This is a genomic window from Enterobacter sp. 5-4 (genome assembly GCF_000612205.1).
Classification (GTDB): Bacteria; Pseudomonadota; Gammaproteobacteria; order Enterobacterales; family Enterobacteriaceae; genus Enterobacter; species Enterobacter roggenkampii.
The window spans coordinates 1-12,978 of the sequence record NZ_JFHW01000036.1 but is presented as its reverse complement, the minus strand read 5'-3'; the positions used below and the strand labels follow the sequence as shown (position 1 = coordinate 12,978).

The window sequence follows — 12,978 nt, the reverse complement described above, 5'->3', positions numbered from 1 at the left end:
TCCTTACGGTAACAGGCTCTTGACGTCGATAGGCTTGGCTTCGTTCTCTGCTTCGCCCTTATCTTTGCCGTCGATTGCCATACCCGCCATCCGGTAGAAGTTATATTCCGGGTATTTGCCCGGACCGGAAATCAGCAGATCCTCTTTCTCGTACACCAGGTCCTGACGCTTGTACTCACCCAGCTCGAAGTCTGGAGTCAGCTGAATCGCCGTGGTTGGGCACGCTTCTTCACACAGACCGCAGAAAATGCAGCGTGAGAAGTTGATGCGGAAGAACTCAGGGTACCAGCGGCCGTCTACCGTCTCGGCTTTCTGCAGAGAGATACAGCCAACCGGGCACGCTACCGCACACAGGTTACAGGCAACGCAGCGCTCGGAACCGTCCGGGTCGCGCGTCAGCACGATACGGCCACGGTAGCGCGGCGGCAGATATACCGGCTCCTCCGGGTACATCCGGGTTTCGCGTTTGGCAAACGCGTGCAGGCCGATCATCCAGATACTGCGTACCTGGGTACCGAAGCCTACCAGTAATTCTTTTAAGGTCATGGTCTATTGCCCCTTATGGCTGCTGCCAGAGAATGACAGCGGCCGTTACCAACAAGTTGACGAGCGTCAGCGGCAGGCACACTTTCCAACCGAAGGACATTACCTGGTCATAACGCGGACGCGGTAACGCTGCGCGAATCAAAATGAACATCATCATGAAGAACGCGGTTTTCAGCGCGAACCAGATGAACGGCGGTAAGAACGGGCCATGCCAGCCACCGAAGAACAGCGTTACCATCAACGCGGAAATGGTGACGATACCGATGTACTCGCCCACGAAGAACAGACCGAATTTCATACCGGAATATTCGATGTGGTAACCGTCGGCCAGTTCCTGTTCGGCTTCTGGCTGGTCAAACGGGTGACGGTGACACACCGCCACGCCCGCGATAGCAAAGGTAATAAACCCAAAGAACTGCGGAATCACGTTCCAGATGTCGGCCTGGTTGTTGACGATGTCGGTCATGTTAAATGAACCGGCCTGCGCCACCACGCCCATCAGGGAGAGACCCAGGAACACTTCGTAGCTCAGGGTCTGCGCGGACGCACGCATCGCACCCAGCAGCGAGTATTTGTTGTTACTGGACCAGCCTGCGAACAGGACCGCGTAAACCGCGAGGCCTGCCATCATCAGGAAGAACAGAATGCCGATGTTCAGGTCAGCGACCACCCAGGTCGGGCTGACCGGCACGATAGCAAACGCCAGCAGCAGCGAGGTGAAGGCGATCATCGGTGCCAGAGTAAAGATCACGCGATCCGAGAAGCGCGGGATCCAGTCCTCTTTAAAGAACATCTTAATCATGTCCGCGACCAGCTGGAGTGAACCACCCCAGCCCACGCGGTTCGGTCCGTAACGGTTCTGGAACAGACCAAGCAGACGACGTTCACCAAAGCTCATGAACGCACCACAGGTGACCACCACCAGCAGAATGACAATCGCTTTCAGAATGCTCAGCAGGATGTCGATAAGATCCGGCGTTAACCAACTCATGCTTTTGCCTCCTGCAGATTATCAAGACGCGCACCCGCCAGAACCGGCGCGATGCCAGGCATACCCATCGGCAGACCGACCTGCCCTGCTGTCAGACTTTCAGAAATAATCAGCGGCAGGCTGATGGTCTGGCCGTCATAGCTAAAGGCAATGTTCGCGCCCGCGTTAACGCCAAGCTTCGCGGCATCCGCCGGGTTGAGCTTGATGTACGGCTGCGGCATGCGGGTCTGGAAGACCGGTGAACGCTGGGACAGCTCGTCGCTACCGAACAGGTGGTAGTACGGGGCAATACGCCAGCTACCGTCCTGCGCCTGGAAGCTCGCCGGTACGGTGGTGAAGAAGTCCAGACCGGTTTCGGAGGCTTCAATCAGACGCACGCCCGGATCGCCGTGGCGCAGGGAGCCGCCCACTTCAGCCTGGAACTTGTTCCATGCCTGCGGGGAGTTCCAGCCCGGTGCCCATGCGAACGGGATTTGCGAACGCGGCGCAGACGGCTGGTTGTTCCCTTCCATGGAGAAGGCGAACATGGTGTCTTTATCCTGCGGCTGGCGCGGTTCGTGCACGCTGATGTTGGCGCGCATCGCGGTACGGCCGCTGTAACGGTGCGGTTCACGCGCCAGTTTCTGGCCGCGAATGCGGAAGCTCGCTTCAGGCGCGGCATCTTTAATGCCTGCCAGCTGAGGCAGTTTTTCCACCACCGCGTCGATAACATGGTCGAGCTGCGTCCAGTCCACTTCACGGCTCTGCACGGTGCTGTGCAGGGAGTGCAGCCAGCGCCAGCTCTCCAGCATCACGGTGTTGCTGTCGTAGTACGCCGGGTCATAAACCTGGAAGAAACGCTGCGCGCGGCCTTCGTTGTTGATAACGGTACCGTCGCTTTCTGCGAAGCTTGCCGCAGAGAGCACCAGGTGCGCTTTATCCATAATCGCGGTGCGCTGATGATCGATAACCATCACCAGCGGCGCTTTAGAGAGTGCAGCGTCGACACGCGCGGCAGAAGCATGACGATGCAGGTCGTTTTCCAGCACCACCACGGCGTCAGCGGCACCGGATTCCAGTTCGCTTAACGCAGCTTCCAGCGAGCCGCCGCCAATCATGCCCAGACCAATGCTGTTCACCGCACGGGCAATCATGGTCACGCCAACGTCAGCACCGCGGCCTTTCAGGGCTTTGGCCACGTTGGCTGCGGCCTGAATGATCTCTGCGCTACCGGCGTTGGTACCGGAAATAATCAGCGGTTTCTTCGCACCGGCCAGGGCCTGAACAATCACGTCAACCTTGTTTTGCAGGTCGCGATCCAGCTCAACGGCCGGTGAGTTGTTGTCCAGCGCGTGGGCAATGGCAAAGCCAAGACGCGCCTGATCTTCAACCGGTGCGCAGTAGGTCCACGCCGCAATATCGTCCAGACGGGTATTGTCGACGTTGGTCACAAACAGAGGGTGCTTCGCGCGCTGGCCGATGTTCAGGATTGCCGCAATCTGCCAGTCAGCCACTTTCTGCGCCGCTGCCATTTCACGTGCTTTTCCCTTCACCGCCTGACGAACCGCCAGAGCCGCGCGTGCGCCGGTCTGCGTCAGGTCTTCACCCAGCACCAGAACCGCATCATAGGATTCAATTTCGCGCAGCGCAGGGGTATGGATACCGCCTTCACGCAGCACTTTCAGTACCAGCTGCAGACGTTCCTGCTCGCCCTGGGCGATGCCGGTATAGAAGTTTTCCGCCCCGACCAGCTCGCGCAGCGCGAAGTTGCTTTCGATGCTGGCGCGCGGGGAGCCGATACCAATCACTTTCTTCGACTGGCGCAGAATATCTGCCGCGCCCTGCATCGCCTGTTCAGCGTTCAGGGTAATGAAGTCGTCGCCACGGCGCTGAACCGGCTGACGCGGACGGTCCTTCAGGTTCACATAGCCATAGCCGAAACGACCGCGGTCGCACAGGAAGTAGTGGTTAACGGTACCGTTGTAACGGTTTTCGATACGACGCAGTTCGCCGTAGCGCTCACCCGGGCTGGTGTTACAGCCGAGAGAACATTGCTGGCAGATGCTTGGCGCAAACTGCATGTCCCATTTACGGTTGTAACGCTCGGAGTGGGTCTTATCCGTGAAGACGCCGGTCGGGCAGATTTCTACCAGGTTACCGGAGAATTCGCTCTCCAGCACGCCGTCTTCCGGACGGCCGAAGTAGACGTTGTCATGTGCGCCATACACGCCCAGATCCTGACCGTCTGCATAGTCTTTGTAGTAACGCACGCAGCGGTAGCAGGCGATGCAGCGGTTCATTTCGTGAGAGATGAACGGCCCCAGATCCTGGTTACGGTGGGTACGCTTGGTAAAGCGATAGCGACGGAAGCTGTGACCGGTCATCACGGTCATATCCTGAAGGTGGCAGTTACCGCCCTCTTCACAGACCGGGCAGTCGTGCGGGTGGTTGGTCATCAACCATTCCACAACGCTTTCACGGAACTGTTTGGCTTCTTCGTCATCAATCGAAATAAAGGTGCCTTCGGTGGCTGGCGTCATACAGGACATCACCAGGCGACCACGCGTGTCTTCCGCGTTTTGATATTGCTTCACCGCACACTGGCGGCAAGCACCGACGCTGCCCAGCGCCGGATGCCAGCAAAAGTACGGAATATCGAGGCCAAGAGACAGACAAGCTTCCAGCAGGTTGTCCGCCCCGTTGACTTCGTATTCTTTGCCGTCTACATGAATCGTAGCCATTAGCATGCTTCCAGTTGGCTCGGTCGAAACCGAGCGTTAATCAAAATTCTTGTCGTTACCAGCGCGCTTTAAGCAGGTTCGGCTGAATCCCATTGATCGCATGGGTATTGCTGAACGGCTGCTTGATGCCTGCTTCAAACTCGTCGCGGAAATATTTGATCGCGCTCTGCAGAGGTTCGACGGCACCCGGTGCGTGGGCACAGAAGGTTTTACCCGGGCCTAAGAATCGACACAGTTGCTCAAGCGTTTCGATATCGCCAGGCTGGCCTTCGCCACGTTCGATTGCACGCAGGATCTTCACGCTCCACGGCAGACCATCACGGCACGGTGTGCACCAGCCGCAGGACTCACGGGCGAAGAACTCTTCCAGGTTACGCACCAGCGAGACCATGCCGATCTCGTGGTCGACGGCCATCGCCAGCGCCGTACCCAGACGGCTGCCTGCTTTACCAATGCTTTCGAATTCCATCGGCAGGTCAAGGTGGGCTTCGGTCAGGAAGTCTGTCCCTGCCCCACCCGGCTGCCAGGCTTTGAATTTCAGGCCATCGCGCATGCCGCCGGCGTAGTCTTCAAGAATTTCGCGCGCGGTGGTACCGAACGGCAGTTCCCAGACGCCAGGATTTTTCACGCGACCGGAGAAGCCCATCAGCTTGGTACCGGCATCTTTGCTTGAGGAGATGCCCTGATACCACTCCACGCCGTTCGCGAGGATAGCCGGAACGTTACACAGGGTTTCGACGTTGTTTACGCAGGTCGGTTTACCCCACACGCCGGAGCTTGCCGGGAACGGCGGCTTGGAACGCGGGTTCGCACGGCGGCCTTCCAGGGAGTTAATCAGCGCGGTCTCTTCACCGCAGATATAACGCCCAGCACCGGTGTGCACGAACAGCTCGAAGTCAAACCCGGTGCCCAGAATGTTTTTGCCCAGCAGTCCCGCTTCGGTGGCTTCGGCAATCGCGCGACGCAGATTTTCTGCCGCTTCGATGTACTCACCGCGCAGGAAGATGTAGCCACGGTACGCTTTCAGCGCGAACGCAGAGATCAGCATGCCTTCCACCAGCAGGTGCGGCAGCTGCTCCATCAGCAGGCGGTCTTTATAGGTACCCGGCTCCATTTCATCGGCGTTACACAGCAGGTAACGGATGTTCATGGATTCGTCTTTTGGCATCAGGCTCCACTTCAGACCGGTGGAGAAGCCCGCGCCGCCGCGGCCTTTCAGGCCAGACTCTTTTACCGCGTTAACGATGTCGTCCGGCGCCATGCCGCCAAGGGCTTTACGCGCACCGGCATAGCCGTTTTTGCTCTGATATTCGTCGAGCCATACCGGCTGTTTGTCATCACGCAGACGCCAGGTCAGTGGATGCGTCTCAGCAGTACGAATTACAGTTTTCATTTGTACTGCTCCAGCAGGTCAGGAATCGCTTCCGGCGTCAGATGGCTGTGAGTGTCCTCATCAATCATCATGGTCGGCCCCTTGTCGCAGTTACCCAGGCAGCAGGTTGGCAGCAGAGTAAAGCGCCCATCGAACGTGGTCTGGCCCGGCTTGATATTGAGCTTCTTCTCAATCGCAGCCTGAATGCCCTGATAACCGGTGATGTGGCAGACCACGCTGTCACAGTAGCGGATCACATGGCGGCCTACCGGCTGACGGAAGATCTGGCTGTAGAACGTGGCTACGCCTTCTACGTCACTTGCCGGAATACCCAGCACTTTCGCGATCGCATAGATCGCCCCGTCCGGCACCCAACCACGCTGTTTCTGTACGATTTTCAGCGCTTCAATGGACGCCGCACGCGGGTCTTCGTAGTGGTGCATCTCGTGCTCAATGGCGGCACGTTCTGCTTCACTCAGCTCAAAAGCCTCGGTTTGTGGTTGTTGATTCTCGTGCATAATTAGCGGTCCACATCTGACATAACAAAATCGATACTACCCAGATACACAATCAGGTCGGAGACCAGACTGCCGCGGATGGCGGACGGGATCTGCTGCAGGTGCGCAAAGCTCGGCGTACGCACGCGGGTACGGTAGCTCATGGTGCTGCCGTCACTGGTCAGGTAGTAACTGTTAATACCCTTGGTCGCTTCGATCATCTGGAAGGATTCTTGTGCCGGCATGACCGGGCCCCAGGAAACCTGCAGGAAGTGGGTGATCAGGGTTTCGATATGTTGCAGCGTGCGCTCTTTCGGTGGCGGCGTGGTCAGCGGGTGATCCGCCTTGAACGGGCCTTCCGGCATGTTGTTGAGGCACTGCTCAAGGATGCGCAGACTCTGGCGCAGCTCTTCCACTTTCAGCATCACGCGGGTGTAGCAGTCGGAAACGCCGCCGCCCACCGGGACTTCAAAGTCGAAGTTCTCGTAGCCAGAGTAAGGACGGGCTTTACGCACGTCGAAATCAATACCGGTCGCACGCAGACCTGCACCTGTTGTCCCCCACTCCAGCGCTTCTTTCGCGCCGTAGGCAGCAACGCCCTGGGAACGCCCTTTCAGGATGGTGTTGCGCAGCGCGGCTTTCTCGTAAGAGGCCAGACGTTTCGGCATCCAGTCGAGGAATTCACGCAGCAGACGGTCCCAGCCGCGCGGCAGATCGTGTGCCACACCGCCGATACGGAACCAGGCCGGGTGCATACGGAAACCGGTAATGGCTTCTACCAGATCGTAAATTTTCTGGCGATCGGTAAAGGCGAAGAAGACCGGGGTCATCGCGCCGACGTCCTGAATGAACGTGGAGATGTACAGCAGGTGGCTGTTGATACGGAACAGTTCTGACAGCATGACGCGAATCACGTTAACGCGATCCGGCACGGTAATGCCTGCCAGTTTCTCAACGGCCAGCACGTATGGCATTTCGTTGACGCAGCCGCCGAGGTACTCGATACGGTCAGTATACGGAATGTAGCTGTGCCAGGACTGACGCTCGCCCATCTTCTCAGCACCACGGTGGTGGTAGCCGATGTCTGGCACGCAGTCGACAATCTCTTCGCCGTCGAGCTGAAGAATAATACGGAAAGCACCGTGCGCAGACGGGTGGTTCGGACCGAGGTTGAGGAACATGAAGTCCTCGTTGTCGGTACCGCGCTTCATGCCCCAGTCTTCCGGTTTGAAGGTCAGCGCCTCCATCTCCAGATCCTGCTTGGCTTTGGTCAGCTCAAACGGATCGAATTCGGTAGCACGTGCCGGGTAGTCTTTACGCAGCGGGTGGCCGGTCCAGGTCTGCGGCATCATGATGCGCGTCAGGTGTGGGTGGCCGTCGAAGGTCATGCCGAACATTTCCCATGTCTCACGCTCGTACCAGTTGGCGTTCGGGAAAAGTTTGGTGATCGTCGGCAGATGCATGTCGTTTTCAGACAATGCCACCTTGAGCATGATATCCGTATTACGGTCTATTGAGATCAGGTGGTAGAAAACGGAAAAATCCGCAGCAGGGAGACCCTGGCGGTGCGTTCTGAGACGTTCGTCCATGCCGTGTAAGTCAAACAGCATGACGTATGGTTTTGGCAATTTCTTGAGGAAATCGACAACTTCCAGCAATTGTTCACGCTTCACCCAAACAACGGGTACCCCGGTGCGGGTAGCCTGAACAGTAAAGGCATCCGGCCCAAAACGGTTGCGCAGTTCGCCAATGACTGGGTCATCCAGATGATCCCGGGTCTGCCAGGCGGCTTCTTGCGCGGTTAAGTCGGTCATATTGTTCACCATTGCAAATGGTCCGTGGTGACTGTTGAGCCTGGCTTCGCGCTATTTGAGTAGTGATATGCGAAGGTGTTCTCCAGGCCTACAGGCGCAAATTAAATTTCGTCAGGCGTACGCAGATTGGTGACGGCAATACGTTCACCACGTTTACGCTCGCGCTCAGACTGCATGTTCGCGCGATACACACCCTGATCGCCAACGACCCACGACAGTGGGCGACGTTCTTTACCGATGGACTCCTGCAGCAGCATCAGCGCCTGCATGTAGGCTTCCGGACGAGGCGGACAACCCGGGATGTACACATCCACTGGGATAAATTTATCTACGCCCTGTACGACAGAATAGATGTCGTACATACCGCCAGAGTTAGCACATGCGCCCATGGAGATAACCCATTTTGGCTCCAGCATCTGGTCATAAAGACGCTGAATAACAGGTGCCATCTTGGTAAAGCAGGTACCGGCCACCACCATCAGGTCAGCCTGACGTGGGGAAGCACGCAGTACCTCTGCCCCAAAACGCGCAACGTCATGCACCGCAGTGAATGACGTCACCATTTCAACGTAGCAGCAAGAAAGGCCAAAGTTGTAAGGCCAGATGGAGTTCTTACGACCCCAGTTGACCATATCGTGCATGGCATGTTCGAGTTTGCCCATGTACACGCTTTTATTGACTTCTTGCTCCAGGGGGTCGGTTACGATCTCCTGTTTTTGCAGGGGGTAACGGTCATTCTCACCGTTAGGATCTATGCGGGTGAGCGTATAATCCATCTTATTGCCTCGCTGTTACTGCTGACGATTAGAGATACTGTTTTCCGGGTTGATGTGTTCACGACGTGAACGCGCAGGCGTCCAGTCAAGCGCGCCAATACGCACCAGATAAACCAGACCGGCCAGTAGCACTAAAATGAAAATTGCGGCCTCGACAAAGCCCACCCAACCACTTTCGCGAATGGAGGTAGACCACGCGAAGAGGTAAAGCGCTTCCACGTCGAAGATGACGAAGAACATGGCTACCAGGTAAAACTTGGCAGACAGGCGTAAGCGAGCGGTACCTACTGAATCAATACCTGATTCGAAAGGTGTGTTTTTGTGCCTTGCACGGGCGCGACCGCCCAGGAACCAGCCGCCGACTAACATCAGGCAGCACAGGCCAATGGCTACAATAAGAAAGATTGCGAATGCCCAGTGATGAGCGATGACTTCTGTGGATGTTGACATACTCATTGCTTACTCATCAAAAGTGATACCAACGACACTGCTCTTGCTGGCAGATGGGCATCACATCGATTCATGGGGAGGAACAAATAACCTTACACTAACTGTCAGAAATGAGACTTAGACAGCAAAATGATGGGGTTTTTTACTCCTTTCTATAACCTATTGTCAACTTTAACAAAGGTTTCTTCACATTAAATTACATCGAGCGATTCTCATTAACATTTGGTGCCCTTTAACCCTGGTGGGTACATGACTTTCCGTCAAATGTATGTTGTTGAATCGTGTCCGTTTCGGAAGTAAAAAAAATAACCCTCCTATTTTGACAGGATTTGCCAACGATTCCTCCCCCCAAATAGGAGTATTTTCTTGATCTGCGACACGCTTTTGTTAATTCAACCTGGAAAACGGCAACATATTTCCTGTTTTTTTAACATAGGGGGGATATGGATGAAGTTAGAACGGAAAACGGATGAGTTTTAATCAAAAGCATTTAGCTTATTGATAAATAGAGGATATCCCGGAAATCCACACGGCATACACGGGTATTATTGCTAAAAAAAAGCCACTGCATGTGAAAATCACACGAGTGGCTTTTTTTTACACTTACATTTTGTTACCAGAATTTTGAGCTGGCGATCACTCAAAATCCCCTTCAACGATCAGGGAATCATCCCCCCCTTCGGAGGTAACGCGCTCGAACTGCCACGGGTTATGGTAGTTTTCCATCGCCTCGAACACCACCTTTGCCAGCTCGTTATGGCTGGACGAATTATGGCAGAGCAGATATTCCGTATCCGGCAGCGCAGGCAGGCCATCGGATTTTCCCAGAACGCGCAGATCGGGGCTCATCATTTCTACCGGACGGGCGGTAACACCCAGACCGGCTTTCACGGCGGCACGCACCGCTGGCAGCGTGGACGCCACATACGCCAGACGCCACGGAATATTGGCCTCATTCAGCGCCGTCAGCACCATATCGCGGAACGGGCTCGGGTCATCCAGTAACACCAGCGGCACCGGCTCGCCTTTTTGCAGCACGTATTCGGCCGCGCAATACCAGTGCGTAGGTGATGTTCGCAGCGTCAGGCAATCAAACTGCCCGGGACGATGCGTGGTGACCACCAGGTCGACTTTATTCTCATTTAACATCTCAACCATAAAAGCATTACGCTTTACGCTAACGTCCAGCGCAAGCTTCGGATAAACCGAACTGATGCGATTGAGAAGAAACGGCAATATAGTATCCGCCGACTCATCAGATGCACCTAACGTTAGCACGCCCTGAAGGTTGCTAAACATTAATGACATACATGCTTCATCATTAAAGCGAAGAATTTTCCTGGCATAACCCAGAAGCTGAATACCGTGTTCCGTTAAGAGCTTATTACGCCCGTGACGGGCAAATAGCTCTTTACCAACCAGTTGCTCCAGCCGCTGCATTTGCTGGCTGACGGCGGACTGAGTTCGGCAAACGGCGGCAGCAGCTGCTGCAAAAGTGTTGAGATCGGCGACCGCAACAAACGTTCTCAGCAGATCGAGGTCGAGATTCATTATCGGACGATTTGCATTTATCATATCTATTCACTTTCAGGTTGCTCGTGCGGAGCTGCCCGGGTTGAAGCTGTGTGTGTACAGTTAAGCAATTCCCTCTGAAGATTTTCCCTCGCATCCCGGCCCGGCAGACTGCCTGACAGATAGTTATTGTGCTGCTTTATATCAACAGTCAGAAAGCACGTTTCATGACGTTATTTTTATTCTCTTAAACGTTCAGGATATTTAGATGTTCGCAGGTTTATGTAAATTACATTAAAGGTATAACACCTTTTCTGCCATCTGTATCGCAGCGCTGTCAACGTAGCAGGAGATGTGCGACACATTCCAGCCAGAGATAACTCTAACAATAACAATCAATTAATTCAGAAAACCAGTGTCAGATATACAAAAAACGTGCATCTGTCCTCTGCTTTCCTTGAAGACATCTTAACCCAAATCCACTTTATTTATAAGTCTTATTGCAATATTAAGGATTAAAGAAGAATGTTAAGCTTCTAAACTAATTTTATTAAAATTAACTAAAGTTGCATTTTATAGGTTAATAATAAATAAATTTTAATTTAGATTAAGACTATTCATTAATGGCACTTAACATTAATTTCACATGAGTAACTTTTATCCACAGTATGCTATTACAGAAACAGGTATCAAGCATTCAGGTTTTACGAAAAGTCACTCAGGGTGATTGCCACCTCTGTCCAGCTTACCACTTATTTTTAACAGCACATTATACAGTATTTTGGCAAATGGATAGCACATTTAACCTAACCTCTCGCTAAGCGCGCAACTTTAAGACAGTGAAAAAGCGTACGCGCAGCGAAAAAGATTCATCAATAATTTTCTCCGGGCACAAAATCTTCTCCTGCACACCCTTCAAAACGAAGCGAGGGGGGAGTACATTATTCCGTGCTGACTTCCACGGCAGGGAGCGGCAATAATAGCGAAAAGGTTAAAGGTTCATGTCCCCTATCGAAAAATCCAGCAAGCTAGATAACGTCTGTTATGACATCCGCGGCCCGGTTCTGAAAGAGGCAAAACGCCTTGAAGAAGAAGGCAACAAGGTTCTGAAACTCAACATTGGTAACCCTGCGCCGTTTGGTTTTGAAGCGCCGGATGAAATTCTGGTTGATGTGATCCGCAACCTTCCGACTGCACAAGGCTATTGCGATTCAAAAGGACTTTACTCCGCACGTAAAGCCATTATGCAGCACTACCAGGCACGCGGTATGCGTGATGTTACCGTTGAAGATATCTATATCGGCAACGGCGTCTCCGAACTGATTGTGCAGGCAATGCAGGCCCTGCTGAACAGCGGGGACGAAATGCTGGTACCCGCGCCGGACTATCCGCTGTGGACGGCTGCCGTATCACTGTCCAGCGGTAAAGCAGTGCATTATCTGTGCGACGAATCCTCCGACTGGTTCCCGGACCTGGATGATATACGCGCAAAAATTACGCCCCGCACGCGCGGTATCGTCATTATTAACCCCAACAACCCGACGGGCGCGGTCTACTCAAAAGAGCTGCTGATGGAGATCGTCGAGCTGGCCCGCCAGCACAACCTGATCATCTTTGCAGACGAAATTTACGACAAGATCCTCTACGACGCGGCGCAGCACCATTCCATCGCCGCGCTGGCCCCGGACCTGCTGACCGTCACCTTTAACGGCCTGTCCAAAACCTACCGCGTGGCCGGTTTCCGCCAGGGCTGGATGGTGTTAAACGGTCCTAAAAAACACGCCAAAGGCTATATTGAAGGGCTGGAGATGCTGGCCTCCATGCGTTTATGCGCCAACGTGCCGGCGCAGCACGCGATCCAGACCGCGCTCGGCGGCTATCAGAGCATCAGCGAGTTTATCGTGCCCGGCGGTCGCCTGTACGAACAGCGTAACCGCGCGTGGGAACTGATTAACGATATTCCGGGCGTCTCCTGCGTGAAGCCGAACGGGGCGCTCTATATGTTCCCGAAAATTGACGCAAAGCGCTTCAATATCCACGACGACCAGAAAATGGTGCTCGATTTCCTGCTGCAGGAAAAAGTGCTGCTGGTTCAGGGCACGGCGTTTAACTGGCCGTGGCCGGATCACGTGCGTATCGTGACGCTGCCGCGCGAAGATGACCTGGAAATGGCCATCAGCCGTTTCGGCCGCTTCCTCTCAGGATACCATCAGTAACGTTGCCTTTCTGCCGGGTGGCGCTGCTGTATGACCGGATACATAGGTGACAGATCAGACCGGGAACATAGGTAACACTTTTAG

10 protein-coding genes are annotated in these 12,978 nt (G+C 54.4%); 1 reads left to right on the top strand and 9 read right to left on the bottom strand.

Going from position 1 to position 12,978, the window contains the following annotated elements; translation table 11 throughout:
• Window positions 1-3: 3 nt before the first annotated feature.
• The 9 genes from nuoI to lrhA all read right to left on the bottom strand — a co-directional run bounded on the left by nuoI (window position 4) and on the right by lrhA (window position 10,741).
• Window positions 4-546: an NADH-quinone oxidoreductase subunit NuoI gene (nuoI, locus tag AA74_RS0120170; protein WP_003861491.1), complete on the bottom strand. Its 543-nt coding sequence runs from the start codon at window positions 544-546 to the stop codon at window positions 4-6.
• Between the two features lie 13 nt (window positions 547-559).
• Window positions 560-1,537, bottom strand: coding sequence for an NADH-quinone oxidoreductase subunit NuoH (gene nuoH, locus AA74_RS0120165; RefSeq protein WP_008500211.1), 978 nt, complete (start codon window positions 1,535-1,537; stop codon window positions 560-562).
• Window positions 1,534-4,257, bottom strand: coding sequence for an NADH-quinone oxidoreductase subunit NuoG (nuoG, locus tag AA74_RS0120160; protein ID WP_025913145.1), 2,724 nt, complete (start codon window positions 4,255-4,257; stop codon window positions 1,534-1,536). The genes nuoH and nuoG overlap by 4 nt, the downstream gene beginning before the upstream one ends.
• Before the next feature lie 55 nt (window positions 4,258-4,312).
• Window positions 4,313-5,650 (bottom strand): NADH-quinone oxidoreductase subunit NuoF, encoded by a 1,338-nt coding sequence (gene nuoF / locus AA74_RS0120155; RefSeq protein WP_008500209.1) that lies wholly within the window; start codon window positions 5,648-5,650, stop codon window positions 4,313-4,315.
• The gene (gene nuoE / locus AA74_RS0120150; protein WP_008500208.1) at window positions 5,647-6,147 is read right to left on the bottom strand and encodes an NADH-quinone oxidoreductase subunit NuoE; all 501 of its coding nucleotides are present in this window, start codon (window positions 6,145-6,147) and stop codon (window positions 5,647-5,649) included. The genes nuoF and nuoE overlap by 4 nt, the downstream gene beginning before the upstream one ends.
• Before the next feature lie 2 nt (window positions 6,148-6,149).
• The gene (gene nuoC / locus AA74_RS0120145) at window positions 6,150-7,952 is read right to left on the bottom strand and encodes an NADH-quinone oxidoreductase subunit C/D (RefSeq protein WP_008500207.1); all 1,803 of its coding nucleotides are present in this window, start codon (window positions 7,950-7,952) and stop codon (window positions 6,150-6,152) included.
• 89 nt (window positions 7,953-8,041) lie between these two features.
• Window positions 8,042-8,716 carry an NADH-quinone oxidoreductase subunit NuoB gene (gene nuoB / locus AA74_RS0120140; RefSeq protein ID WP_003861482.1) on the bottom strand — a complete coding sequence of 225 codons (675 nt, stop codon included), beginning with the start codon at window positions 8,714-8,716 and terminating at the stop codon, window positions 8,042-8,044.
• A gap of 15 nt (window positions 8,717-8,731) precedes the next feature.
• Complete coding sequence (gene nuoA, locus AA74_RS0120135) at window positions 8,732-9,172, bottom strand: NADH-quinone oxidoreductase subunit NuoA (RefSeq protein WP_006176516.1); 441 nt, start codon at window positions 9,170-9,172, stop codon at window positions 8,732-8,734.
• A gap of 630 nt (window positions 9,173-9,802) precedes the next feature.
• On the bottom strand, window positions 9,803-10,741 hold the full coding sequence (gene lrhA, locus AA74_RS0120130) for a transcriptional regulator LrhA (protein ID WP_021241557.1): 939 nt from the start codon (window positions 10,739-10,741) through the stop codon (window positions 9,803-9,805).
• Window positions 10,742-11,679: 938 nt separating this feature from the next.
• Between lrhA and alaA the strand changes: the two genes are divergently transcribed.
• Window positions 11,680-12,894, top strand: coding sequence for an alanine transaminase AlaA (alaA, locus tag AA74_RS0120125; RefSeq protein ID WP_008500204.1), 1,215 nt, complete (start codon window positions 11,680-11,682; stop codon window positions 12,892-12,894).
• The last annotated feature ends 84 nt before the right edge of the window (window positions 12,895-12,978 follow it).